21 protein-coding genes and 1 pseudogene are annotated in these 24,391 nt (G+C 62.8%); 9 read left to right on the top strand and 13 right to left on the bottom strand.

Translation table 11 applies throughout. The features are described 5' to 3' along the window. Nucleotides 1–130 precede the first annotated feature (130 nt). From AAFX91_RS15725 to AAFX91_RS15690, 8 genes are all read right to left on the bottom strand, one after another. Nucleotides 131–1,474: a methyl-accepting chemotaxis protein gene (locus tag AAFX91_RS15725; RefSeq protein ID WP_130582459.1), complete on the bottom strand. Its 1,344-nt coding sequence runs from the start codon at nucleotides 1,472–1,474 to the stop codon at nucleotides 131–133. 177 nt (nucleotides 1,475–1,651) lie between these two features. Then, entirely contained in the window at nucleotides 1,652–2,152 is a 501-nt protein-coding gene (locus AAFX91_RS15720) for a cytochrome c-type biogenesis protein (RefSeq protein WP_394567054.1), read from the bottom strand. After that, the gene (locus AAFX91_RS15715) at nucleotides 2,152–4,134 is read right to left on the bottom strand and encodes a heme lyase CcmF/NrfE family subunit (protein ID WP_394567053.1); all 1,983 of its coding nucleotides are present in this window, start codon (nucleotides 4,132–4,134) and stop codon (nucleotides 2,152–2,154) included. Before AAFX91_RS15715 ends, AAFX91_RS15720 begins: the two co-directional genes overlap by 1 nt. Further along, nucleotides 4,131–4,619, bottom strand: a complete 489-nt coding sequence (gene ccmE / locus AAFX91_RS15710; RefSeq protein ID WP_130582456.1) for a cytochrome c maturation protein CcmE — start codon at nucleotides 4,617–4,619, stop codon at nucleotides 4,131–4,133. Before ccmE ends, AAFX91_RS15715 begins: the two co-directional genes overlap by 4 nt. A gap of 29 nt (nucleotides 4,620–4,648) precedes the next feature. After that, on the bottom strand, nucleotides 4,649–5,755 hold the full coding sequence (gene ccmI, locus AAFX91_RS15705) for a c-type cytochrome biogenesis protein CcmI (RefSeq protein ID WP_394567052.1): 1,107 nt from the start codon (nucleotides 5,753–5,755) through the stop codon (nucleotides 4,649–4,651). Between the two features lie 198 nt (nucleotides 5,756–5,953). Continuing rightward, on the bottom strand, nucleotides 5,954–7,357 hold the full coding sequence (locus AAFX91_RS15700) for a hypothetical protein (protein ID WP_282526267.1): 1,404 nt from the start codon (nucleotides 7,355–7,357) through the stop codon (nucleotides 5,954–5,956). Between the two features lie 130 nt (nucleotides 7,358–7,487). Continuing rightward, nucleotides 7,488–8,861: an ATP-binding protein gene (locus AAFX91_RS15695; RefSeq protein WP_394567051.1), complete on the bottom strand. Its 1,374-nt coding sequence runs from the start codon at nucleotides 8,859–8,861 to the stop codon at nucleotides 7,488–7,490. Between the two features lie 116 nt (nucleotides 8,862–8,977). Then, the gene (locus tag AAFX91_RS15690) at nucleotides 8,978–9,649 is read right to left on the bottom strand and encodes a response regulator transcription factor (RefSeq protein WP_028167982.1); all 672 of its coding nucleotides are present in this window, start codon (nucleotides 9,647–9,649) and stop codon (nucleotides 8,978–8,980) included. Nucleotides 9,650–9,884: 235 nt separating this feature from the next. Here AAFX91_RS15690 and AAFX91_RS15685 point away from each other — a divergent pair, with 235 nt between their 5' ends. From AAFX91_RS15685 to gmd, 5 genes are all read left to right on the top strand, one after another. Beyond that, complete coding sequence (locus tag AAFX91_RS15685) at nucleotides 9,885–10,286, top strand: VanZ family protein (protein ID WP_282526264.1); 402 nt, start codon at nucleotides 9,885–9,887, stop codon at nucleotides 10,284–10,286. 173 nt (nucleotides 10,287–10,459) lie between these two features. Continuing rightward, a complete protein-coding gene (locus AAFX91_RS15680; RefSeq protein WP_394567050.1) occupies nucleotides 10,460–10,669 on the top strand; it encodes a hypothetical protein in 210 nt (69 codons plus the stop codon). 125 nt (nucleotides 10,670–10,794) lie between these two features. Continuing rightward, nucleotides 10,795–12,294, top strand: coding sequence for a phosphomannomutase/phosphoglucomutase (locus AAFX91_RS15675; RefSeq protein ID WP_394567049.1), 1,500 nt, complete (start codon nucleotides 10,795–10,797; stop codon nucleotides 12,292–12,294). A gap of 400 nt (nucleotides 12,295–12,694) precedes the next feature. Next, complete coding sequence (galE, locus tag AAFX91_RS15670; protein ID WP_394567048.1) at nucleotides 12,695–13,699, top strand: UDP-glucose 4-epimerase GalE; 1,005 nt, start codon at nucleotides 12,695–12,697, stop codon at nucleotides 13,697–13,699. A 260-nt stretch (nucleotides 13,700–13,959) separates the two neighbouring features. Next, a complete protein-coding gene (gene gmd, locus AAFX91_RS15665; RefSeq protein WP_394567047.1) occupies nucleotides 13,960–15,051 on the top strand; it encodes a GDP-mannose 4,6-dehydratase in 1,092 nt (363 codons plus the stop codon). Nucleotides 15,052–15,157: 106 nt separating this feature from the next. On the opposite strand, the gene AAFX91_RS15660 is transcribed toward gmd, so the two are convergent. Together AAFX91_RS15660 and AAFX91_RS15655 are read right to left on the bottom strand one after the other, a co-directional pair. Next, nucleotides 15,158–16,456 carry a WcaI family glycosyltransferase gene (locus AAFX91_RS15660; protein ID WP_394567046.1) on the bottom strand — a complete coding sequence of 433 codons (1,299 nt, stop codon included), beginning with the start codon at nucleotides 16,454–16,456 and terminating at the stop codon, nucleotides 15,158–15,160. A gap of 64 nt (nucleotides 16,457–16,520) precedes the next feature. Beyond that, a pseudogene (locus AAFX91_RS15655) lies at nucleotides 16,521–17,183 on the bottom strand (NAD-dependent epimerase/dehydratase family protein); the annotation flags it as partial. Nucleotides 17,184–17,201: 18 nt separating this feature from the next. Between AAFX91_RS15655 and AAFX91_RS15650 the strand changes: the two are divergent. Together AAFX91_RS15650 and AAFX91_RS15645 are read left to right on the top strand one after the other, a co-directional pair. Next, the gene (locus AAFX91_RS15650) at nucleotides 17,202–17,477 is read left to right on the top strand and encodes a hypothetical protein (protein ID WP_394567045.1); all 276 of its coding nucleotides are present in this window, start codon (nucleotides 17,202–17,204) and stop codon (nucleotides 17,475–17,477) included. A 106-nt stretch (nucleotides 17,478–17,583) separates the two neighbouring features. Next, nucleotides 17,584–18,852 (top strand): hypothetical protein, encoded by a 1,269-nt coding sequence (locus AAFX91_RS15645; RefSeq protein WP_394567044.1) that lies wholly within the window; start codon nucleotides 17,584–17,586, stop codon nucleotides 18,850–18,852. Between the two features lie 70 nt (nucleotides 18,853–18,922). Here AAFX91_RS15645 and AAFX91_RS15640 read toward each other — a convergent pair whose 3' ends face one another. Beyond that, on the bottom strand, nucleotides 18,923–19,540 hold the full coding sequence (locus AAFX91_RS15640) for a transglutaminase-like cysteine peptidase (RefSeq protein WP_130584203.1): 618 nt from the start codon (nucleotides 19,538–19,540) through the stop codon (nucleotides 18,923–18,925). A 268-nt stretch (nucleotides 19,541–19,808) separates the two neighbouring features. Here AAFX91_RS15640 and AAFX91_RS15635 point away from each other — a divergent pair, with 268 nt between their 5' ends. Both AAFX91_RS15635 and AAFX91_RS15630 read left to right on the top strand, forming a co-directional pair. Then, the gene (locus AAFX91_RS15635) at nucleotides 19,809–20,546 is read left to right on the top strand and encodes a metallophosphoesterase family protein (protein ID WP_394567043.1); all 738 of its coding nucleotides are present in this window, start codon (nucleotides 19,809–19,811) and stop codon (nucleotides 20,544–20,546) included. 96 nt (nucleotides 20,547–20,642) lie between these two features. After that, nucleotides 20,643–21,272 carry a hypothetical protein gene (locus tag AAFX91_RS15630; RefSeq protein WP_394567042.1) on the top strand — a complete coding sequence of 210 codons (630 nt, stop codon included), beginning with the start codon at nucleotides 20,643–20,645 and terminating at the stop codon, nucleotides 21,270–21,272. Between the two features lie 1,533 nt (nucleotides 21,273–22,805). Here AAFX91_RS15630 and AAFX91_RS15625 read toward each other — a convergent pair. Both AAFX91_RS15625 and AAFX91_RS15620 read right to left on the bottom strand, forming a co-directional pair. Further along, complete coding sequence (locus tag AAFX91_RS15625) at nucleotides 22,806–23,627, bottom strand: DUF2182 domain-containing protein (protein ID WP_394567041.1); 822 nt, start codon at nucleotides 23,625–23,627, stop codon at nucleotides 22,806–22,808. 49 nt (nucleotides 23,628–23,676) lie between these two features. Next, complete coding sequence (locus tag AAFX91_RS15620) at nucleotides 23,677–24,306, bottom strand: DUF1326 domain-containing protein (RefSeq protein WP_394567040.1); 630 nt, start codon at nucleotides 24,304–24,306, stop codon at nucleotides 23,677–23,679. Between the last annotated feature and the right edge of the window lie 85 nt (nucleotides 24,307–24,391).

Below are 24,391 nucleotides of genomic sequence, written 5' to 3'. Positions count from 1 at the left end.
TAAACTTTTGTAATAGAGACGAGACCGGGTGCGGCAGAATATCGCAGCTTCGCCAATGAGTTAGCCGCGAGCTGCAGCGCTTGCGGCTAACTCCGCCCGGAGGGTTCCGGGGTCGCAAAATCGCGAGCGGTCAGACCGCCCTGACGCTGGCAATGAAACCCTCGACTTCGCGCTTGAGGATATCCGCCTGCTGCGACAGGTCGACCGCGGAATCCTTGGCCTCGCCGGCCATGCGGCCGGTGTCGGACGAGGTGGTGGTGATCTGGACGATGTGGTTGGTCACGTCCATGGTTCCCCTCGCCGCGTCCTGGACGTTCCTGGAGATGTCCTGGGTGGCGTTGCGCTGGCGTGCAGTGTCGACGTCGATGCCCGACATGATCGAGCTGATTTCGGCGATCGTGTTCGAGATCCCGTCGATGGCGCCGCGCGTTTCCGCCGTGATTGCCTGGATGCTCGCGACCTGCTGCGAGATCTCTTCGGTCGCCTTGCTGGTCTGGCTCGCGAGGTTCTTCACCTCGGAGGCGACCACCGCAAATCCCTTGCCGGCCTCGCCGGCGCGCGCGGCTTCGATGGTGGCGTTGAGCGCCAACAGGTTGGTCTGCGAGGCAACCGTCTGGATCAACTGCACGACGGCCCCGATCTTCTCGGCCGCGTCCGAGAGCGCGTGGATGGTGTCGGCGCTCTGGCGCGCCTGCGCCACCGCGCCCTCGGCGCGCTGGGTGGCGTCGGTGACGCGCTGGCTGATCGCCGCGATCGAGGTCGTCATCTGCTCCGTGGAAGTCGCCACCGTCTGGACGCTGGTGCTGGCCTGGCCGGCGGCGCTGGCAACCGCGCTCGCCTTCTGGCTGGTCTCGTTGGCGGCACGCGACAGCGTTTCGGCGTTACCCCTGAGGCGAACGGCCGATGCCGCGACGCTGCCGACGACATTGGCGACGAGGCCGTTGAAGTCGCGGATCTTCTCGTCGAGGTAGCGGGTACGCTCGCGCTGGTTGTGGGCGTCGCGCAGTTCCTGGTCGGTTAGCCGCTGGCGTTCGATCCCGTTGGTCTTGAACACTTCGAGCGCGCCCGCGAGCAGTCCGATTTCATTGCTCCTGCCGAGGCCCGGAATCGGCGTCTCGTACTTCTGCTCGGCCACCTCGCGCATCGCATGCACCATGCCAGCCAGCGGCCGCATGACGCCGTCCCGAACCGCGAAATAGGTCGTCAGGCAAACCGTAAGCGCGATCATGGCGATCGCACCGCAGGCGATCAGGAAGTAGGAGAACGCGGTCTGCGCTTCCTGATAGATCTGCATGGCGTGCTCGCGGCCCGGGCCGCTCAGCGATTTGAACTCAGCGGCAAGCGCCGTGATCTCGTTGTTGAGGTAGAGCACGGCGATGAAGCCCGTGCCGCCGCCGATCCCAAGCAGCACCAGAAGCGCAATGACGACGGATGCGACGAGGAAGCGGATAGTCAAATTGCTGTTGGAAAACATCGGCTTGCTCAAGAGCGTTATGACGAAGCATCATCACGCTCTATCTCTTTGTGAACACGATCTTCGCAGGTCATGCTCTGGACGAAGGGGCGAGGCCAAGTTCCGCACAAAAGGTCAAGATTAGATGAATGCTGCGGCAGAAGCCGAAGCGTATGGACCTACGTAACAGTACGCAGGTCAGGTCCGCCTTTCCTCCGGCGCTTCCTCCGACATCAGCGCAGCCAGCCGGCTCTCCTCTTCAGGAGTGAGATGGGCGTCGGTTGTGGCGGCCGCCGGGGCGGCTGGCCGGCGGCGGCCAAGCCGCCAAAGCGCCACGCCGCCTCCGACCAGTACCAGCGGCGGCACCAACCAAAGCAGCAGCGTATGCGGATTGAAGCGCGGCTTGAGCAGGACGAATTCGCCGTAGCGCGCCACCAGGAAATCAATCACCTGCCGGTCGCTGTCGCCGGCCGCGATCCGCTCGCGGACCAGGATGCGCAGGTCGCGCGCCAGCGGCGCCTCGGAATCGTCGATCGACTGGTTCTGGCACACCATGCAGCGCAGCTCGCGCGACAGCTCCCGCGCCCGGGCTTCCTTGGCGGGATCGACCATGATCTCGTCGGGCTGCACAGCAAACGCCGCCGGTGCGCCGAGCGACACGGCAACCGCCAGCGCACAAGCGGCAAGCGCCCTCCGCATCACTCCGCCGCCTGCAATGCGCGCGCGGCCTTCGCCGGCTTCGGCGCGCCGACGCGCAGGCGCCGGTCGGACAGCGACAAGAAGCCGCCAAAGGCCATCAGCACCGGGCCGAACCAGATCAAGAGCACCATGGGCTTGTGATAGATGCGCACGGCTATGCCGCCATCGGCGGCGATATCGCCGAGCGAGATATAGAGCTGGCTCACCCCGCGCGTCAGCAGCGCGGCCTCGGTGGTGGACGCGCCACGCGTGGTGAAATTGCGCTTCGACGGGGTCATGACGCTGAGGGTCTTGCCGTCGAGGCCGACCGTGAACCTCGCCACCATTTCGCGGAAATTCGGCCCCTGGCGCTGGCCGAGATCGTCGAGCTTCAATTCGTAGCCGGCGACTTTCGCGGAATCGCCCGGCTTCATGGTGCCGATATATTCGCTGTTCCAGGTGGTCTCGCAGACGATCCCGATCAGGGCGATCCCGACGCCGGCATGGGCGAACGCCGTGCCCCAGGCCGCGCGCGGCAGGCCGCGCGCCCGCTGCACGGAGGTGCCGAACGGAAGCCGGAACAGTCCGATGCGCTCGGCGAGGTCGGTGAGCGCGCCGGCGACGACGAATACCGCAAGCCCGATCGCGAGCGGCGCAAAGGTGCTGCCGCCATGCGTCCAGGACCACAGCACCGCGATCGCAATCAGCGCGGCGATGCCGGCCGCGGTCAGGCGCTGGGCGGCGCCAAGCAGGTCGCCGCGCTTCCAGGCCAGCAAGGGGCCGAACGGCACGGCGATCATCAACGGCACGAACAGCGGCCCGAAGGTCAGGTTGAAGAACGGCGCGCCGACCGAGATCTTGTCGCCGGTCAGGACCTCGAGCGCCAGCGGATAGAGCGTGCCGATGAACACGGTCGCGCAGGCCGTGGTCAGGAACAGGTTATTGAGCACCAGCGCACCCTCGCGCGAGATCGGCGCGAACAGGCCGCCCTGCTTCAAGGACGCCGCCCGGGCCGCATAAAGCGACAGGCTGCCGCCGATGAAAAGGCAGAGGATCAAGAGGATGAACACGCCGCGCGCCGGATCGGTCGCAAATGCGTGCACCGAGGTCAGGACGCCGGAGCGCACCAGGAAAGTGCCGAGCAAGGACAGCGAGAAGGTCAGGATCGACAGCAGGATGGTCCAGACCTTTAGCGCGTTCCGCTTCTCCATCACGACCGCCGAATGCAATAGCGCCGTGCCGGCGAGCCAGGGCATCAGCGAGGCGTTCTCGACGGGATCCCAGAACCACCAGCCGCCCCAGCCGAGCTCGTAATAGGCCCAGTACGAGCCCATCGCGATACCGAGCGTGAGGAATATCCAGGCCAGCAGCGTCCACGGCCGCACCCAGCGCGCCCAGGCGGCATCGATGCGGCCCTCGATCAGGGCGGCGACCGCGAAGGAGAACGAAATCGAGAAGCCGACATAGCCGAGATAGAGCATCGGCGGATGCACGGCGAGGCCGATATCCTGCAGCACCGGGTTCAGATCCCTGCCCTCGATCGGCGGATTGGCGATGCGCAGGAACGGATTCGAGGTGAGCAGGATGAAGAGATAGAAGGCGCTCGCGATCCAGGCCTGCACGGCGAGCACATGCGCGCGCAGCGTCAGCGGCAGGTTGTTGCCGAAGGCGGCGACGAGGCCGCCGAACAGCGCCAGGATCGACACCCAGAGCAGCATCGATCCCTCGTGGTTACCCCAGACGCCGGTGATCTTGTAGATCAGCGGCTTCATCGAGTGCGAGTTCTCGAACACGTTGGCGACGGAGAAATCCGAGGTCACGTGCAGCGTCACCAGCGCCATGAACGAGGCGCCAACGAACAGGAGCTGCGCGAGCGCCGTGGAGCGCGCGACGTTCATCAGCGCGACATCGCCCCAGCGGGCCCCAAGCATCGGCACGACCGACTGGATCAGCGCCAGCCCGAGCGCCAGCACCAGCGCGTAATGTCCGGCTTCCGCGATCAACGCATCGCCCCCTGCACCGGCTGCGTCTCGGCCGAGGCGCTGGGCTTGCCGTAATCGTCCTTCCAGTGGCCCTGCTTCTTCAGGGCGTCGGCGACCTCCTTGGGCATGTAGGTCTCGTCATGCTTTGCGAGCACGGTGTCGGCGCGGAACACGCCGGATTGATCGAGCGCGCCCTCGGCGACGACGCCCTGCCCTTCGCGGAACAGGTCCGGCAGAATTCCCTTGTAGGCAACCGGCAGCGTGGCGCTCCCGTCGGCGACCTCAAACGTCACCGCGAGGTTGTCGCCGCGCTTGAGCGAGCCGGGCTGCACAAGGCCGCCGAGGCGGAACCGCTTCCCGGCGGAGATGTGCTTTTCGGCAACCATCGAGGGCGTGGAGAAGAACACAATGGAATCGCGCAAGGCGCTGAGCACCAGCGCAGCCGCCACTGCGAGCACCGCCAGCGAGCCGCCGATCATCACCAAACGCCGCTGCTTACGCGTCATGGTTCCCTATGGTCCTGTCTGTGCGCATGTCATCCATCCAGCCCGAGATTCTTCAGGCCTTCATTGAGCTGGCGCAAGCGTTCGGCATCATTGGCAACCGCCTGGCGGGCATCGGTGAGCGCGGCAACCGCCTTGTCGCGCTCGCCCATCACCATATAGGCCCGCACCAGCCGCAGCCATCCCTCGACATCGTTGCCGTCCTGCTTCAGGCGCGTGGCGAGCCGGTCGACCATGCCGCGGATCATCGCGGAACGGTCGTCCGCGCCCATGTCCTTGGCCGCGGCCATGGTCTCGTCTGACAGCGCTGGCGCGACGACACCGCCGCCGACCCGCGTCAGCGAGGCCTGCACCAGCGACCGCCACGGCGCATCCGCCGGCGCCTTGGCGAGCATCCCGCGCCAGATCGAAGCTGCGTCGGCCTTGCGGCCGTCCTGCTCGGCGGCGAGCCCGAGGAAGTAGTTCGCCTTGGGATCGTCGGCATTTTGCGCCACGGCGCGTTCGAATTCGGCCTTGGCCTCCGCGGTGACGACACCACCGGCCACACCGGTCAGCGCTTCGCCAAGATCGGCGCGGCGTTCCGAACTGTCGCCGTTATAGGTGATCGAATTGCGATAGGCGCGCACCGCGTCGTCGTAACGGCCGAGCCTGGAGAGCACCGGCGCCAGCACGTTCCAGCCGCGTCCATCGGTCGGATTCTTCTCAAGATGCGCTTCCACCTGCGCCACCAGATTGGCGAGCGGCTGATTGACGTCTGCCATGCGGCTGCGCGCGGCGAGCGGAAAATCGCCGAGCTGTGGCGAGCCCAGGGCAAGATAGAACGCCGCCGCCATCACCGGCAGTCCGACCAGCGCGGCCACGGCGGCCGAGCGCCGCAGCGGCAGGTTGGCTTTCGGCGCCGCCGCGGCCTCGCTATCCACGGCGGCAAGCAAGCGTCGGCCGATCTCGACCCGCGCCGCTTCGGCTTCCGATGCCCCGATCAAGCCGGAGGCGAGATCGCGCTCGATCTCGGCGAGTTGGTCCTTGTAGACATTGGCCTCGCTGCCGCCGGATGTCGCAGGCGTCGCGCGACCAAGCGGCCAAAGCACGGCGAAGATCGCCGCGACCGTCATCAGCGCGAACACAAACCACAGTGTCATCAACGAGTTCCCGGGCGAACGGCACCGAAAGCTGGTACCGATGTGCCGCTTTACACTACCGGCGGGAAGAGGAGCAATTGACAATTGCTGGATCGGAACCGTCCTCCGTAACCGACCGGAGGGCGAAATTGCGGGAGCAACCGTATTTTCGCGCGAACCCGATATCGGTTCGCAGAAGGAAAACCGTCAAAATGAGGATCAGCCGGCGCGGGACGACTTGCGCTCGCCGGTCATGGCGTTTTCCGCGGCGCGGTTCATCAGCGAAGCGTAGTCATGGCCGAACAGGACCTCGCAGAACCGGATCGCTGCGCTGGCCTGTTGCTGCCGATAGCCGCGCACCCGATGGTCACCGGCGCGCAAGGACTGCACCAGCGCCTCCGTGGACTGCTCGACATATTGCTGCAGGTCGGAATAGGTGCGCAGCGTCACCTCGTTGATGGCAAGCTCGCTCGCATAGGTGCGGCACACCGCAACGAAATCGATGAGGGCGGCGACCTCCTCGACTTCGGTCGGGTCGATCCGGGCGGCGGCGGAGATATCCTTGTCCGGGCGCTGGCGCAGGATGCGGCGGACCCGGCCGGAAACGCTGTCGATCTCCGATTGCAGCGAGTTGGAGATGTCGGCCCGGATCGAGGTCAGTTGCTTGCCCCAGGTGGATTCGTTGCGCAAATCGAGCTCCGTACGCAGGCCGCGCACACCGTCATGCAGCGTCTTCAGTTGATCCCCGACATTGTCGAGATGACCGCGCCGGATGTCGCTGCGCAAGCAGGCCGCGAGATAGGAGAGATCGTGCAAGGCGATCGTGACGGCGACGCCATAGGGCGTAGCGGCGACGCGGATCTCGTCGTCGGAAGCCGCCATCTTGATCGCGAGGCGGATGATCTGCCAGGGCGCGACCAGGCGCTGCATCACCAGCGACAGCGCGAACGGAAGCAATTGCGGCGTCTGCAGCGAAGGGACGTTGAGCGCCGCGGTGACGGAGGCGATCTGGGTTTCGCCGAACATCCGGAGCTGGCTGGGAAGCCGGCTGCCGAGCGTCTCCAGCGCCTCGCGCGTGCGCAACACCAGCCCGATCGACACCAGGTCTTCGACCACATTGGGCGGGCCGACGCGCGACAGCGCCCGCTGCTTGTCATCGCCCGGGACTGGCGTCGCGACCTTGACGACCGCCTCCGCTGCGGCGAGCTGGTATTTGCGGGCTGCGGCCTCGGCGGCCGAAGTTGCGCCACTGTCATGCGCCTTCACAAGCGCGGCCTCGAATTCGCGGGTCGCATCAGGCGCGCCTTCACGGCCGAGCCACTGCCATATCGGCAGCAGCGAGGTGCGGCGGACCTGTCCCGGCCGGATCGGGAAATTGCCTTCGGCCAGGAACGGCTCGAGCGGACGGAACAGCAGGCGCGCCGGATCATCGCCGCGGGGGCGCGTCGCCTCCTCCTCGGCCCGGCGCACGATCTTGCGTAACTGCTCGAGCACGAGGGTGGCGACGTTGACGTCCTCGCCGCGCTCCACCGCGCGCTCGAACTCGCGCATCAGCAGCGCCTGCGATTGCGGCGGAAGCTGCGCGAGATAATCCCTCAGCCGCTCGATTGGTGTCTGGCTCATGGGCCTGGGGTGATTGAGTGCTTGTGATGGCGACGCAGAAGCGCATCGGCTCGGCATGATAGGAGGGCGCGCGTTAAGAAGGCGTTTAGGAAATGATGCACGGGCGCCCCTCGCGGCGGCTCCCCGGCTTTCAAACGCCCGGCAATTCCAGCTCCGCCCGCAAGCCGCCGATCGGCGCATTGCGGAGCGATAGGCTGCCGCCGTAGAGGCCTGCGAGATCGGTGACGATTGAAAGCCCGAGCCCCGAGCCCGGCTTGGATTCGTCGAGCCGCTGGCCGCGCCGCGACACCTGGGCGCGCTCGGCGGCCGACAAGCCGCGCCCGTCGTCGTCGACGATAATATGCAACCGCGGGCCCGCACCCGGCTCCGCCGGCGGCTCGACCAGGACCTCGATGAAGACCTGAGAGGCCGCCCATTTGCAGGCATTGTCGACGAGGTTGCCGGCCATCTCCTCGAGATCCTGGCGCTCGCCGCGGAATTTCGCCGATGGGTCGGCCTTCAGCTCGATGGTGATGTCGCGGTCGCGGTGGATCTTTTCCATGGTTCGCTGCAGCGCCTCGAACGCTGGTGCCACTTCGGTGACGGTGGCGACGATGGTGACGCGCGCGGCGATGCGGGCGCGCTCCAGGTGATGGGTGACCTGGTCGCGCATCACCACGGCCTGCTCCAGCACCTTGGCGGCAAAGGGATCGGCGGCATGCGTCGCGGCCTCGTTGACGATCACCGACAAGGGCGTCTTGACCGCGTGGGCGAGATTGCCGACATGGGTGCGCGCGCGCTCGACGATCTCGCGGTTGGCGTCGATCAGCGCGTTGGTCTCGCGCGCGAGCGGCGCGATCTCCACCGGAAACTTGCCTTCGAGCCGTTCGGCGCGGCCGGAGCGGATATCGGCGATCGCCTCCGAAATGCGCTTGAGCGGCGCCAGGCCGAAACGGACCTGGAAGATCGTAGTCAGCAACAGCACGATGCCAAGCGAGGTGAAGGTGCCGCCGAGGTAGTAGTCGAAGCTGCGCGTCTCGTCGAATATCTCGCTGGCGTCGCCGGCGACGCCGACCAGGAACCTGCCGTCGCTGCCAAGATCGACCGGACGCTCGACCATGCGCAGCGTCTGTCCCTCGGGGCCATCGACATAGCCGATGCGAATGCCGGCGGGGGTCAGCTCAAAACCCTGATCCTCCAGTTTCGGCAGTTTCTTGTCCCACAGCGAGCGCGAAGCGCGCGTCTCGCCCTTTTCCACGTCGGTGCGCAGGATCTGCCAGTACCAGCCGGACAGCGGCAGTTCGAACAGCGGTTCGCCGAGCTGGAACTGGTGGTCCGCCGGCTCGTCAGGCGTGGCGACCTCGGCGATCAGGGTGCGGAGATAGAGGTTGAGGCGACGGTCGAAGGCACGCTCCGTGGCATCACGATACACCGAGGACAGGATGACTCCGGTGATCGCCAGGATCACCACCAGCCATGCGGTCGCCGACAGGAACAGGCGGGTGGCGAGCGAGCTTCCACGCATCAGAGCACGATCCCGAAAAGGCTGGCCCCGCACTTGATGCGGGGTGGGCACCGGTTTTCGGATAAGATCATGCTGCGATCAAAAAGTAAGCCCGGCGACCAGCGGCGCCGGGGCGGTTACGCGCCGTTCGGCGGCGGCGTCAGGAGATAGCCGAGGCCGCGGACGGTCTGGATGATGTCGACGTCGAGTTTCTTGCGGATGCGTCCGACGAACACTTCGATGGTGTTGGAGTCGCGGTCGAAGTCCTGGTCATAGAGATGCTCGACCAGCTCGGTGCGCGACACCACGCGCCCGGTGTGGTGCATCAGATAGGCCAGCAGCCGGTATTCGTGCGAGGTCATCTTCACCGGGTTGCCGGAGACGCTGACACGGCCGGTGCGGGTATCCAGTGTCACCGGGCCGCAGGTCAATTCGGACTGGGCGTGGCCGGTCGAGCGACGCAGCAGGGCACGAATGCGCGCCAAAATCTCTTCCATGTGGAAGGGCTTTGCGACGTAATCGTCGGCGCCGGCGTCGAAGCCTTGCACCTTGTCGCTCCAGCGGTCGCGCGCGGTCAGGATCAAGACCGGCATGGCGCGGCCGTTGCGTCGCCAGGCTTCCAGCACCGAGATGCCGTCCATCTTCGGCAGACCGATGTCGAGGACGACGGCATCGTAGGGCTCGCTGTCGCCGAGATAGTGCCCCTCCTCGCCGTCGAAAGCACGATCGACCACATAGCCGGCATCCGTCAGCGCGGTCGTAAGCTGGCGATTGAGATCCGGATCATCCTCAACGACGAGTAGGCGCAATTTGGCCTCCGATGGCGAGTCGCAGCTTAGCTAAGATGAGACCCACCGGCGTGAACGGGCTATGAACAAGATGAACGGTGTCATGTTACTTTTTGTTCATTTCCGCGGCTTGATAGCAGATTTGGACCGGCTGAACAGCCGCCGGGTTAACGATATCGGCTGATAGCCCTGCCATGCGTGCGGCGGCGCTCGTGTGTGGGTTGAGCTCGGCCCCGTTTTTGCTTAGCAACAACCTATGAATCAACGACTGTCCCTGGGCGCCGCCTGGCTGGTGCTCGCCTTCATCGCCTTCGCGACGCTTTCCCCGCTTCAAGACCGCCCTGTCGTCGCAGGTCCCCAGTTCGAGCATTTCACAGCGTTCGCGCTGATGGGATTTGCATTCGTGCGGGCCTATCCCAACCGGCTGGTCTTGATCATCGCAGTCGTCATCGGCAGCGCGTTCGCGCTGGAAGCCCTGCAACTGCTGACGCCGGATCGGCACGGCCGCCTCGTCGACGCGCTGGTCAAGGCCGGCGGCGGGCTCTCCGGGATTGCCATCGCCCATTTCGCGGAATTGCTGCTGCGCGGCCCGCTCAACCGGTTCAAGGGAATACGCCCCGACGGTGCGCAGGAGCCGCCGTCGGCGCTGCGGCCTTGAGCATGATCCGGAAAAGTGGAGACCGGTTTTCCCTCGCGACAAACGCGGAGCGTACAGACGTCACATTGAAATGCCACCATCGTCCGGATAACCTCGGCCGCACGGCGATGCATTGCTGGCATGAGGCTTGCTTCGTCGAGAGTTTGCAGCGTCGGGTGGATTGAATTTCGAAAATGAGTTTTCAGCTCGTATGCATTGAATGCGACAGCATCGGCGTGGTGATCGACGACGGCGAGCTCGCCCCACCCTCCGCGATCGTCAAATGCAGCCATTGTTCGGCCGCGCGCGGCACGCTCGGCGAATTGCGCAGCCTGGCGCTATCAGACCGGCGCGATTTGTTCGATGTCGGCTTGGGCCTCGGCACGACGGGTGCGGCGGGCTAGCTGAGGTGTTTCTATTTCCGCGATGAAGGACCGCGTGGGTCGCGCTGGGCGCGTCGTGCAATCGCGATGATCCTGTCTCGATTTGATCTCCCGAACAACTGACTGTCTCTCAGAAAGACGACTGCATGTTTCCAAGACCAAAACCGGTGCTCCTCCCGAACACTTATGCCTTCGAATCCGAGCCGATGGTGAAGCCGACCGGGTTTCGCGAATATGACGCGCGCTGGCTGTTCGGCAAGGAAATCAATTTGATGGGCGTGCAGGCGCTGGGCATGGGGCTCGGCGCGCTGATCGCGGAACTCGGGGTCAAGCAGGAGATCGTGACCGGCCACGATTTCCGCGGCTATTCCGCCTCGATCAAATATGCGTTGATCTCCGGCTTGATGGCTGCGGGCTGCAAGGTGCACGACATCGGGCTGGCGGTGACGCCGATGGCCTATTTCGCGCAGTTCGACCTCGACGTGCCCTGCGTCGCGATGGTGACCGCCTCCCACAACGACAATGGCTGGACCGGGGTCAAGATGGGCGCCAACCGCCCGCTGACCTTCGGCCCCGACGAGATGACGCGATTGAAGGAGATCGTGCTCGGCGCCAGCTTCAACAACAAGGCCGGCGGCTCGTATCAATTCCACGAGAATTTTCCGGCGCGCTACATCGCCGACCTCACCGACCGGGCGAAGCTGACGCGCAAGCTGAAGGTGGTGGCCGCCTGCGGCAACGGCACCGCCGGCGCGTTTGCACCGCAGGTGTTGGAGGCGATCGGCTGCGAGGTGATCCCGCTCGACACCGAGCTCGACCATACCTTTCCGAAATACAATCCGAACCCGGAAGACATGGAGATGCTGCACGCGATCCGCGATGCGGTCTTGCAGCACAAGGCCGATGTCGGTCTCGGCTTCGATGGCGACGGCGACCGCTGCGGCGTGGTCGACAACACCGGCGAGGAGATCTTCGCCGACAAGGTCGGCGTGATGCTGGCGCGCGACATGTCGGCGATCCACAAGGATGCGCAATTCGTGGTCGACGTGAAGTCGACCGGCCTGTTCATGACCGATCCGATCCTGCAAAAGCAGGGCGCGAAAACCGCGTACTGGAAGACCGGCCACTCCTACATGAAGCGCCGCACCAACGAGCTCGGCGCGCTCGCCGGTTTCGAGAAGTCCGGCCACTTCTTCTTCAACAAGCCGTTCGGCCGCGGCTATGACGACGGCCTGGTCTCGGCAATCGCGATCTGCGAGATGCTCGACCGCGCGCCCGGCAGGTCGATGGCCGACCTGAAGAACGCGCTGCCCAAGACCTGGTCGTCGCCGACCATGTCGCCGCATTGCGCCGACGAGGCCAAATACGGCGTGGTCGACGCCGTGGTGAAGCACTTCGAGGGTTTGCAGAAGCAGGGCGCCAAGATCGGCGGCCAGGCGATCCGCGATCTCGTCACCGTCAACGGCGTGCGCGTCACGGTCGAGGACGGGAGCTGGGGCCTGGTGCGCGCCTCCTCCAACAAGCCGGAGCTCGTGGTGGTGGTCGAAAGCCCGGTCAGCGAGCAGCGCATGCGCGATATGTTCGAGACGGTGGATAGCGTGCTGCGCACGCATCCGGAGGTCGGCGAGTACAATCAGAAGATTTGAGATGGCGGCGCCCGAAGAGCTGAGCGCTTCGCTCGCCGCAAACAACACTGTCATCACCCGCGAACGCGGGTGATCCAGTACGCGGCGGCCTTTCAATCGAAAACGAACGCCTCTGCAATACTGGATCGCCCGGTCAAGCCGGGCGATGACAGTGGAGTGACAACTTACGCGGCCGCGCCGATGCAATCGGCCATTACCTATCGGAGCGGCGCCGGCAACAGTCTTGGTCTGGCTAGGGTTAACAACAGCGTCAAATTCTCTCCGATCGACCTTGACAGGGCAGCTTCTATCCCGCTGTCTACCCTTCACATCGCACGTTTGCTTTCAACAGCTCTAGATTGTAGTGACTGTCTGCGCCGCGGACAGCTCCTTGAGAACCCAATCTAGCGGAGAAATGACGATGATCCTTGTGACCGGCGGGGCCGGCTATATCGGCTCGCATGCTTGTGTGGCCTTGCTGGCTGCGGGTGAAGATGTCGTCGTATTCGATAATTTCTCCAACAGCAGTCCGATTGCCCTGCAGCGCGTGCAGCAGATTTGCGGCAAATCGCTGATTGCCGTTGAAGGCGACATTCGCGACGAACGTGCGATCGAGCAGGTGTTGACGCAATACAACTGCACGGCGGTCATGCATTTTGCCGGGCTGAAATCCGTTCAGGACTCCGTTGCGGAGCCGCTCGAATATTACGATCAGAACGTCATCGGATCGCACCGGCTGCTGCGCGCGATGCGACGGTCGGGCGTCAAGACCATCGTGTTCAGTTCATCGGCCACCGTCTACGGCACCCCCAAATTTCTGCCTTATACCGAGGACCATCCCCTCAATCCCGTGAACCCCTATGGGCGGACCAAGCTCATCATCGAGGAAATGCTCCGCGACCAATATGTCAGCGACCCAAGCTGGGGGGTCGCCATATTGCGCTATTTCAATCCAGTCGGCGCACACGAGAGTGGACTGATCGGCGAGGATCCCCGCGGCGTCCCCAATAACCTGGTCCCCTTCGTGGCTCAGGTTGCAATCGGACGACGCGAGCGATTGAACATATGGGGCGCCGACTACGATACACCTGATGGAACAGGCGTTCGCGACTATATCCATGTCATGGACCTCGCGCTCGGACACCTGTCCGCACTAAAGGCATTGGACAGTCCGAAATGCTTCTCGGTAAATCTCGGAACCGGTACCGGCAGCAGCGTGCTCGAAGTCGTTCGCGCGTTCGAAAAGGCGTGCGGCAGCCCCATACCCTATGACATCAAATCGCGTCGCCCGGGCGATATCGATGCCTACTACGCTGCCACGGAAACCGCGTCCCGGCTGATGGGATGGAAAGCGGCCAGATCGCTCGAGACGATGTGCGCGGATCATTGGCGCTGGCAGAGCAACAACCCCAATGGATATTGCTGATCGTGACGACTGAAGGCGCCGCTGCGCACGGCGATATCCCGCCTCGCGCGCAGGCCATGATCAAGAATGGTTGCCGATTCTCATTGCGCGCAGCGCCGCCTTTTCAGGCAGAGCCCTGCACAACGTGGTGCCTTTTATCAAGGGACACGCTTCCCGATTAATCCTATTGGTCCATCGCACAACATGATCCGCCGGAAATGTCTATTCTGGCGGAATTATTGCGTTATGTAACGGCGCTGAAATCTCTGTTTGGGGGCTTTATGACGAAGAAGCGGGCTTTGATTACCGGCGTTACCGGTCAGGACGGCGCCTATCTGGCAGAACTGCTTTTGCAAAAGGGATATGAGGTCCACGGCATCAAGCGTCGGGCTTCGCTTTTCAACACCGATCGAATTGACCACATCTATCTCGATCCCCACGAGGCCAATCCGCCATTCCGTTTGCATTATGGCGACCTCACGGACTCTTCGAGTCTGGTCCGTATCGTCGGGCAAGTGCAGCCGGACGAGATCTATAATCTCGCGGCGCAGAGCCACGTGGCCGTTTCATTCGAGGAGCCGGAATACACCGCAAATTCCGACGCCCTGGGCACGCTGCGCCTGCTCGAAGCCATCCGCATTGTCGGCCTGGAGAACAAGACACGCTTCTACCAGGCCTCGAATTCCGAATTGTATGGGCTTGTGCAGGAAATCCCGCAGAAGGAGACAACGCCCTTTTACCCCCGCTCGCCCTACGCCGTCGCCAAGCTCTACGCGTACTGGATCACGGTCAACTACCGCGAAGCGTATGGAATGTACGCCTGCAACGGCATCCTGTTCAATCACGAGTCCCCGGTCCGCGGCGAGACATTCGTGACGCGCAAGATCACGCGGGCGCTGGCGCGGATCCATCTCGGGCTGCAGGACCGCCTCTACCTCGGCAACATGGACGCGCTACGCGACTGGGGTCACGCGCGCGACTATGTCGAGATGCAGTGGATGATGCTGAAGCAGGACAAGCCGGAAGACTTCGTGATCGCCACCGGAAAGCAGTATTCGGTGAGGGATTTCGTCAACCACGCCGCGGCCGAGATCGGAATCAAGGTCCGATGGGAAGGTAGCGGGGTTCACGAGAAAGGCTATGACGAGGCGACCGGCAAATGCATTGTTTCGGTCGACCCCCGCTATTTCCGGCCGTCGGAAGTCGCGACCCTGCTCGGCGACCCCTCCAAGGCAAAGCAGAAGCTTGGCTGGGAGCCGAAGACCTCGTTCGAGGTGCTGGTCAAGGAAATGATGCAGGAAGATCTTGAATCGGCCAAGCGGGACGAACTGATCAAGCAGCACGGCTTCCGCTACTACGCGCGGCACGAATAGGGAAAGGGCCGCTGAACGGGGACCGCTTGCGGCGATTGATTGCTCGAGCGCATTGGTCATCCCACCGCTCGAGCATCTGACCGCCTTATTTGCCCGTCACGCGCACCTATTCCTTGACGGGAAGCAACAGAGCTTCCGGCTGGAGCCGTGTCCCACCGCTGCTCTGCGGCCTGGCGCTATCATCATCGATGGAGAGCATCTCCCTCAGCCACTGATGGATGATGCTTTCCCTGTCCCAACGTTCGAGCGCGCGCGTCCTGCCCTGCTTGCCCAGGACATTTCGAAGCGGCTCATCTTCGCCGAGCGTTCGGACAGCCTCGGCCAGCGCATTCGCATCGCCTGGCGGGACAACCAAACCGGCGCCTTCCACTTCATCGGCCAGCCCAGTGCCAGATCCCGCCATAGCGATGACCGGCCGCCCGGACGAGAAGATGGCTCCGAGCTTGGAAGGCAGCACCAGATCTGCCGCCTCTGCCCGCTGCGGAATCAGGTGAATATCCGCGCTCGCCATCAACGCGGCAAAACGATCGTTGGGCTGCACCCCGAGGAAATGGATGTTGCCGCGCCCCTGTGACATCTCCAGGAGCTTGGGCTTGTGAGGTCCCTCTCCGGCGAGAATGAAATGAACGTTGGGGTGACTTTCCTCGAGAACGGAGGCCGCCTCGACGACGAGGTCCAGCCCCTGCTTGTTCGACATCGTTCCCGAGTAGAGGGCGACGACGTCGTCTTCTCCAATCTTGAGCTCAGTCCGGAAATTGACCGTTGCGGGACCCGGAGTGATTGCGTCGGTGTCGATCCAGTTTCGGACCTCCCTCACCTTCTCCTGCGGAATTCCCTTCTCTTTGAGACGTCGCAACATCTGCGGTGAGATTGTGGAGACGCGGTCGAAGGATTTCAGGATTCTCGCTTCCGCGCGCAGCATCAGCCGACGGAGCCTTTGGTTCTGCAGAAGACCGAGATCAAAGGCCGCGTCCACTTCAAAGTCCTGCACATGAAGCCAGGACTTCGCCCCGGTCAGGCGCGCGGCGACGGCGACGAGGGCCGCTGATGTCAGCGACGGCGCCACCGAAAGCATGATGTCGGGTCGCCACGAGAGCGCCGTCCGCACCAGGGGGATCGCACTCGCCAACGCAAACGACGCATGGTGAACGAGCCGCTTGGCCCCTGACGGACGAGCGGGCACGTAGATTGGCGTACGGATCACCTGCACGCCATTCAGCTTTCTCCACCGGAAGTACCAGGATCTGAAGCCACGAGGAATTCGCCACGCCGGATAATAAGGCGGTGCGGTGATCACTCGGACGTCGTGGCCTTCGGCCACGAGACTTTCGCAGAGCTCAGTGTTGTATTTCGCGACACCGACAAGATCGGGCGCGTAGTTGATGCCCACCAGAAGTATGCGCATTAAATGCAGACCAAATCAAAGATGTTAAGTTTCTTAGTTTTTAGGCGAGAGACCGCACTCCTGTTCAGTTTGACGCGTTTGGACTGAGCGCGAGGTTGCGGCCGTATCCCCGGAGAAAATCGGCGTACGCCGCGGCGAGGCCGGCACGCATCGAAATCTGCGGGCGCCAACCGAGTTCGCGGATACGCGAGCTATCAAGAAGCTTGCGCGGGGTGCCGTCGGGCCTGCTGACGTCGAAGACGAATTCGCCCTGATAGCCGACGACCTCGGCGACCAGAGCCGCGAAGTCGGCGATCGAGAGTTCGTCGTCGCTGCCGACATTGATCGGCATGTCCTGCGAATACCGCTTCAGAAGGAAGGCGCAGGCATCCGCCAGATCATCGACGTTGAGGAATTCGCGGAGCGGCGTTCCGGTGCCCCATACGGTGACCGTCGGCGCTCCCGCGAGCTTGGCTTCATGAAAGCGACGGATCAACGCCGCCGGAACGTGGCTGTGGTCCGGGTGATAGTTGTCGCCCTTGCCATAGAGATTTGTCAGCATGGCCGAGATGAAGTCGTCGCCGTATTGACGGCGATACGCCTGGCACATTTTCAGCCCGGCGATCTTGGCGATCGCGTACCACTCGTTGGTGGGCTCAAGCGGACCCGTCAGCAGTTGGTCCTCGCTGATCGGCTGCTCTGCGTGCTTGGGATAGATGCAGGAAGAGCCCAGGAACAACAGGCGCTGAAACAGGAGTGTGTGCGTATGGCTCAGGCTGCAATATTCAGCTTTCTCTCTGGTGCCGTCTTCGGCTTGCGCTTCAAGGTGTTCGTGCTTCTGCCGCTGACGCTTGCGACCCGCGCAATCGCAGTCCTGCTCGCCCCGCTCCTGTCCTTGACGCTGGTCGAAAGCCTCACCGGCTTTGCGATCGGCGCGCTCACCCTCCACGGCGGATATCTGTTCGGGTCATTCACGCGCTTCGCCGTCGCGGCGGCGCGGGCGGCCCGCGTCGTGGCGCGCCCGCTCAAGACGGCCCGCTGATCCCGCATCGCGCTTTACGGATTCAACTGTCGCGACCGCTTCTTTGAAATGAAGCCGACGGGAGATATGGTGCCGACTCGGTTCAGGCATTTTCCGAGCAACCCGATTGTCCGTCGCTTATTTCGCCCTCCTCTTCGCGCTTGCTTTCACCACCATTCTTGAAACGTCCAACTCCGGCTTCGCCGCCGAGCTCGGAATGGCCGCGGCGGGCGTGTGCCTGCTGGCGGCATCGATGGGCGCGAGCAAGGCCGATCGCGAGCACTTCCTGCGCACGACGGCAAAGCTGCGCCGGGTGCTGATAGCGATTCCGCTCTGTATCGGCGCGCAATTGATTCCGATCGGCTTGTCGCTGGCCCATCCGATCTGGACCACCACATACGATGCCCTGCAGGGAATCCCCTTCGGATACGTCACGGCCGACTTCAGCCGAACGCTCGGCGCATTCTTTCTGGCGCTCGCGTCTGTCGCGCTGCCTGGGGTGACAATCGTTCTGGGCAGAGATCGTCGCCGGGCCGAACTCGTCCTGTTCGTGTTGAGCGGGCTAACAGCGCTCGTGGCCGTGCTGAGAATCATCGATCATCGGCTGCACGGAGAGAGCATCGGTCCGGATAGCTGGGATTTCGCGACCAGCTTGAGCGGCCTTGGCGTGGCGCTCAATCTCGCCGTCATTCAATTGGCCGCGGAGCGAGCCGAAACGCGTCACGCGATCATCCGTTCAGTGGCCGTCGGCATGCTCGGGCTTGCGGGCCTGCTGATCAACGGCGCTGTCATCCTGGGATATTCCAACACCAACGGCGCGGTTGCCTGCGCGCTCGGCGTCGCGTTGTTTCTGCTCATCCTGGCCATCCGCAGGCTGGACCTGTCGGTCCTGGCCGCCACCGCGATTTGCGTGGTCGCGGCCGTTGGCGCGGCCCTCGTTCTGACCTGGATCTTCGAAAAAGGCTCCGGATCGCCGCTGCTGCGGCTCCTCCCGATCCAGCCCGATGAGATACGCACCGTACTCGACCGCCTGTTTGCCGACTCCCGCTGGTTCGGCGCCGGCGCCTTCCCGTCCATTGGCCGGATCTATCAATCCGGCGACGCAACGGGACCGCTCGCCGCCCCCTCTGCAGCCATCGCGCTATTCGTGGAAACGGGCTGGATCGGGTTTGCACTCGCGATCGCGATCGTGCTCTCCCTCCTCACGCACCTGGTCTCAGGCGCGCTGCGGCGTGGCCGCGATTCCTTCTTCCCGGCGGCAGCCGCCGCCTGCCTTTGCGTCGGCGTCGTACAGGGGTTTGCGGGTCCCGGCCTGCTACGCACGGGAGCTATCATCTGCCTTGCAGCGATCGTGGGGCTTGGCCTTTCGCAAAGCGTCAGCCAAGCCGCACGGTGAGCTAAAGCATGATCCGGAAAAGTGGAAACCGGTTTTCCCTCGCGACAAACGCGAAGCGTTTGCGCGGAGATCACGCATTGCGATCGCCCAGGGATGCCCAGTAGTTCGGATTCTTGGGCATCTGGATCCGCACCCAGCGATAGGGCTTGCGCGACCAGGGCGTGATATTCTGGGTCAGGTTGTCGAGGACCAGGTCGCCGCTGAACGTGCGCACGACGACGACCAGGTGATGCTCACCCCAGCTCGTCACCACCTCGCTGAGCAGGACGGCACGGGCCGGCCACCCCCTTGCGATCAGCTCGTGGCGCTTGGTCACCGCATAGTCGTTGCAGTCCCCGCTTGCGGGATGCAGCAGCCACTTCTCGCCGGCGAGCCCCTCGAGATTGGCCTGTGGCCGAATCCCGGTGTTCACCGATTGGTTGACCTCCTTGAGGTCGGCCCAACGCTCGGCGGTGAGCTTCAGCCGTCCGCCTCGGAACACCATACGGCGCGGTTTGCACTCCCCCGCATATTTGAGGCAAAACATCGTGAACGCCATCGGCGGCAATGTCGGCGCATCGAACTTGATGTATTGGATAGCCCCCCGCAGCGCCATTGGCGTGCCGACAAAGCCGGCCTTCGCCCCGTGCTGCAGCCCGATCGTGAAGATGGCGGCGGCAACCGCCAATATCTTTGCAACTCCGCGCATTTTGCGCCCCCCGTTCTTGTTGCGGGGAAGCTACAAAAGACCTCTTGAGATACAGCTCATTCGCTGCGCGGCCCTTTAGTCAAAACCGAAGCAACTCTTTCTGAAACAATTAACGATATCGGTCCGAAATGGGCTCTGGTAAGAGCCGTGGCAGGATTGATCGGCTCTGGTGTTTTCGAGCGAAACGGACGTCGGTTCGCGATGAAGAAAACGCGTCAAAACAAGAATCTGGAGCTTCGGCTCCAGAGGCAGGCGAGTTGGCTTAAGGATGGGTCTGACCCGACGCTTTCGCAAGAACATCAAGCCCCGGCTTCCCGATGGCGTCCGCGTCTATGCGATCGGAGATGTCCACGGACGGGCCGATCTTCTTCAATCGCTCTTAACCGTAATTGACGTTGATCTCGACCGTTCGGCGCCGGAGCGCACCATCCAGGTCTTCCTTGGCGATTACATCGATCGCGGGCCGCAATCGCGGGCCGTGCTCGATATCCTGATCCGGCGCAGCCAAAGTCACGAAACGGTCTGCCTCAAGGGGAACCACGAGGTCTTCCTGCTCGACGTCCTGAAAGATCCGGCCAAGCTGCAGGAGTGGCGCCATTACGGCGGCCTGTTGACGCTGATGTCCTATGGCATGACCCCGACCATGAACCCGACGACGGAACAGCAGGTCGAGCTCATCGAGGGATTGAAGCGTGCCTTGCCGCCCGAGCACCTTGCGTTCATCGAGCAGTTGCCGACGTCGTTCACCTGTGGGGACTTCTTCTTCGTCCACGCCGGCGTTCGTCCCGGCGTTTCGCTCGACAAGCAGCAGGAGCAGGATCTGCTCTGGATCAGGGAGGAGTTCCTCAATTCCGAGGAGCGATTCGGCAAATACATCGTTCACGGACACACGCCCGTCAGCGCGCCCGACGTTCGGCCGAACCGCATCAACATCGATACGGGCGCATATGCGACCGGCAACTTGACGCTGCTGACGATACAGGGTGATAGTCTGCTCGCGATTTGAAGTTTCAATTGGGTTTATCCGGCACCGACGAACGGTGCTCATCCACAAATTCAGCCGATGAATCAAATGACCTGGCTCCGCGCCACGGGAACGTGCATGGCGGTGGTACTGATCGCCTATGCCGCCTTCAGCTTTTGCGCGAACCTGAGTCGGTCCAAGCTTCGTGCAGACGACCTGTTGACGGGCAGACTTCACGGCGAGGCCGCGACGACAGCCTTTACCTCCACCATACTCGCCGCGCTGTTTCCATTCGATGGGGATTTTCTCGCTGATCATGCGATCGCGAAGGCCGCGCAGGTTCTGAATCAACCCGCACTCGATCCTGCCGCGCGGGCGGAGGACAGTCAGGCCGCTCAGGGCTCCGTCGTGGCCGCGCTGAGCGTTTCGCCGATCAGGCCGGTGCTTTGGTTGACGCTTGCAACGTTGAAAGCGCGGACCGATGGCACCGCCCTTCCCGCGCTGAAGGCGTCCTATCTAACCGGACCGGTGTCGTCCGATGTCGCGTTCATGAGACTTCAGGCCGTCACATCGAGTTCGGCCGCATCAGATGAAGAGATGCGCCTGCTCGCCTTGTCGGATATCCGTACCGTGCTTTCGAACCGCTCCCGTTTCGAAGCCCCGCTCATCGCAGCCTATGTGCAGGCGACTGCGGCCGGCAAAACCCTGCTGATGGAATCCGCGCAGGCCCTGGATCCGAAGTTCGGCGCCCTGCTGCGACGCTACTAGACTCGTCCAGGGTGCTCACTAACGCCGAGATGTCGGCTTCTTGAACAGAACCCATTAGCTCGATCCGAGCCTTGCCCGTCGTGACCCAAGGCGAAAGCCGGGTGACCCGTTAGGACATCGGTCGAAGCTCGGACAGATGCCCCAAATTATTGCGATCCCACAAACCAGTCGCAACGGCGCTGAACGGGCGTTTAATGCACCGTTCAGTCAATATTCAAAACGGAGCTGATAGTTCGCAGGAGCATTTTGCCACAAAGGAGAAGGCACCAAAATGAAACGGCTTCTGATAATCGGACTTACCGGCTGTGCCTTTGCACTTGCGCCAACTGTATCGGCGTCGGCCATGCCCGCAGCAACACCCTATACGCTGGGCGGAGCCGACGAGGCGGTTATTCAGGTCAGAGGCGGTCATGGTCATGGTCATGGGCACGGGCATGGGTGGGGCCATCACGGCGGTCGCGGCCATCACTACGGTTGGCACCGGGGCCATCACTACGGTTGGTACCGCAGCCACCACCATGGCTGGCGGCATCATCGCCATTGGCGGTGACTTTCACCTCGGGCCTAAGAAAGGGGCCGCAGTAGTTGGCGGCCTCTTTTCGCTCGCCCCAGTATCTTGGACGCAATAATCGAATGCGCAGCTCGAATTCGTCCTCGATCTTCGCCGCGGTGTGTCCTTGTCAATTGCATGCCCCGCAAATGGATATCCGGGCACGCCATCGCGCTTCGAAGGTGTCAGAGTCTTTCAGTGGCACCGCTTGTGCGTCTATTGGATCTCCAGCCTTCGCAATGAGGACGCCGCCAGCTTCTGGAGAACGAGGTGCGGCAGATGCCTCCTTGGGCCACTCGAGCAGCGATTTCGAAAGCATGGGCTTGCCCGCGTACCAGCATTTTCTTCCGTCGATGAGACGATAGGACCACCACTGCCCCTGCGGGTTTGATGGCATCGCGGCGCTGCATTGTTGCTTTGCCTGCACATTTGACGTCCCGATCAACGGGAGCACAGAAATACAAGCGGTCAAAGCTAACGATTGTAGCGGCTGTCTCATAAGCGCACCCAACCGCTTCGTTGCTGCAATCGGCTTACAGCAACGATCAAGTCGGAGCGTTCGAAAGTTTCCACCAACTTGCCAAGGATATGGACATCATCCTTGGGGCACGACCGGACGCATTCGTCCAAAATGAGTTGGGCTTCGCCAATTGCCTGTAGAGCTAATTGTTGATCAGTCATGACTGGCTACTCATCAAAAAAATGCCCCGACGAGTTAGCGAACGGAGAAATCAAGCCATTTCTGGGAAATATCCTCGCTCTTCTTGGAGGATTCGATCAACTTTTGTTTCAGAGTGGCGGCTTTTACTGCCCGGATCGACCTGGCGCGAGGCCCCTCTTTATGAGGAGACGGTTGTCCGCACACGGCCTAGCCGACGGCGGCTCGTAGGCGTCGACAGCAAGTAATGGAGGGACAGTAAGGTCGAGTCACACTTGCGCTGTTGCCGATGGCAATTCGAACCGAACGGTAAGCAGGTTGCTCATCACTGCGGCAAGGACACCAGCAGCCAGGCGCCCGCGGCCACACATGCAATGCCGGCAACACGCGCGATCCATCGTCCGACCGGCGTAACTTTCTCCAAAAGGACAAGCAGCGCCAAAAGCGCAATCCAAAGCACGTTCATCACCCCGCCTATGAACAAAAGCGCCATCAAGACCCAGCAGCAGCCGACACAATAGCCTCCGTGCCGAAGCCCCAGCAGCAGGCAGCCTCGCGGGTCGTCGCGAAAGCCGCCGTGGCGCATCAGGAATAGAAACGGCGACTGGCATTGGGCGAGACAGACGTCCTTGAGCGGTGTCCATTGATAGACTCCCGCCGCGATCAGCACGATTGCGCCGAGCAGGTTGCTGGCGATCGCCATCCGGGAATCCAGCAGGGCTGCCCGCTCGACCACCCATTGGAGAAAGGTTGCTGCCAGCGAGAAGCCGCTCCAGGCGAGGAGATAACCGGCCGCAAACCAGCCGGTCGCGGCGAACGGCTTGCCCTGCGCTTTCCCCTGTCGACCCACGCGGGCGTACATGAGGATCATGGGCGCTGCCGATGGTGCCATCATTCCGACCATCATCACCGCCCACATCAGGAACACATACGCGAACTCGATCGCTCGCCATGGCTCGTTGGCCGGCAACATGATTCCGATCCCGGCCGGGATCATGCGGAACCCGGTCATGTCCATGCCGCCCATGTCCATGTCGTTGGCGAGCCAGAGCACATAGCTCCATGCCAGCGCGACAATGATGCCGATCGCGCCGCCGACGATCCAGCGATCGCGCCGCAGCACGGTTTCCAGGGTGCTGTCGGTCATTTGCGATTGACGTTGCCGGCCTTGTCGCAGGACCGTATCAGGAGCTGCATCAAGCCTGGTTCGACCAACGGATCGGCGCATAGAGGCCGTTCTTGCCGGAATTATCCCAGCGCATGCCATGATCGCTGAACGTATTGCCGGAGGCGCCGACTGCCATCACCATCCTGTCGGGGCTAACCGGATGGCCGATGTTCGCCCACATTTCCCCGCTCGGATGCATGGTCGGCAACGGATCGACGGACATGTGCAGAGTACCCGGGATTTCCGCGGACCGCGTCTTGCCGTCGATCCGGAATGTGATTGGGACCTTCTTCACCCCCAGGTTCTTGCTGATCAGCGATGTGAATGCGGCCATAGGACCACCGGCGGCGCCGGTGAAGATCGCAGCTAGAGCCTCTGTCTGCTCATCGTCGGCGCGCTGATCGATATAGGCGGCCACCGACCAATCTCCGTCTGCCATGACCCCAGGTGCGTGGAGGATAACCAGGACATTGAGTCCATCGAGCACGATGTCGCCATAGCGGCCACTCTCGACGTGGAAGATCAGCGGTACGTTACAAAAGCCCTCGGTCGGTCGCGCGGTCAACGGAGGGGCCGCTGACACGAGGCACGGACACACGATGCTGCAACTGCAATTCTCGAAATAGTCACCGGAAAGGTGCCATGGGACGTCCGCCATCGCTCTCTCCCGCTAGGCCGTGTGGACTCTTGGGATTCTCAAATCAGATTGAACGTGATTCAAGGCTTTCTTTTAGGAGGAAGCC

The organism is Bradyrhizobium sp. 31Argb, assembly GCF_043638955.1.
GTDB lineage: Bacteria > Pseudomonadota > Alphaproteobacteria > Rhizobiales > Xanthobacteraceae > Bradyrhizobium.
Note: the sequence above shows the minus strand (reverse complement) of the source record. Positions and strands in the feature narration are given on the sequence as shown.

Coding starts and splice junctions, on each gene's coding strand:
- AAFX91_RS15720 (WP_394567054.1), bottom strand. CDS start 2,152: ATGCGGAGGGCGCTTGCCGCTTGTGCGCTGGCGGTTGCCGTGTCGCTC.
- AAFX91_RS15650 (WP_394567045.1), top strand. CDS start 17,202: ATGGCTCAGGCTGCAATATTCAGCTTTCTCTCTGGTGCCGTCTTCGGC.
- AAFX91_RS15685 (WP_282526264.1), top strand. CDS start 9,885: ATGAATCAACGACTGTCCCTGGGCGCCGCCTGGCTGGTGCTCGCCTTC.
- ccmE (WP_130582456.1), bottom strand. CDS start 4,619: ATGACGCGTAAGCAGCGGCGTTTGGTGATGATCGGCGGCTCGCTGGCG.
- AAFX91_RS15640 (WP_130584203.1), bottom strand. CDS start 19,540: ATGCGCGGAGTTGCAAAGATATTGGCGGTTGCCGCCGCCATCTTCACG.
- AAFX91_RS15680 (WP_394567050.1), top strand. CDS start 10,460: ATGAGTTTTCAGCTCGTATGCATTGAATGCGACAGCATCGGCGTGGTG.
- AAFX91_RS15700 (WP_282526267.1), bottom strand. CDS start 7,357: ATGAGCCAGACACCAATCGAGCGGCTGAGGGATTATCTCGCGCAGCTT.
- AAFX91_RS15660 (WP_394567046.1), bottom strand. CDS start 16,456: ATGCGCATACTTCTGGTGGGCATCAACTACGCGCCCGATCTTGTCGGT.
- AAFX91_RS15725 (WP_130582459.1), bottom strand. CDS start 1,474: ATGTTTTCCAACAGCAATTTGACTATCCGCTTCCTCGTCGCATCCGTC.
- AAFX91_RS15620 (WP_394567040.1), bottom strand. CDS start 24,306: ATGGCGGACGTCCCATGGCACCTTTCCGGTGACTATTTCGAGAATTGC.
- gmd (WP_394567047.1), top strand. CDS start 13,960: ATGACGAAGAAGCGGGCTTTGATTACCGGCGTTACCGGTCAGGACGGC.
- AAFX91_RS15695 (WP_394567051.1), bottom strand. CDS start 8,861: ATGCGTGGAAGCTCGCTCGCCACCCGCCTGTTCCTGTCGGCGACCGCA.
- galE (WP_394567048.1), top strand. CDS start 12,695: ATGATCCTTGTGACCGGCGGGGCCGGCTATATCGGCTCGCATGCTTGT.
- AAFX91_RS15675 (WP_394567049.1), top strand. CDS start 10,795: ATGTTTCCAAGACCAAAACCGGTGCTCCTCCCGAACACTTATGCCTTC.
- ccmI (WP_394567052.1), bottom strand. CDS start 5,755: ATGACACTGTGGTTTGTGTTCGCGCTGATGACGGTCGCGGCGATCTTC.
- AAFX91_RS15635 (WP_394567043.1), top strand. CDS start 19,809: ATGGGTCTGACCCGACGCTTTCGCAAGAACATCAAGCCCCGGCTTCCC.
- AAFX91_RS15630 (WP_394567042.1), top strand. CDS start 20,643: ATGGCGGTGGTACTGATCGCCTATGCCGCCTTCAGCTTTTGCGCGAAC.
- AAFX91_RS15625 (WP_394567041.1), bottom strand. CDS start 23,627: ATGACCGACAGCACCCTGGAAACCGTGCTGCGGCGCGATCGCTGGATC.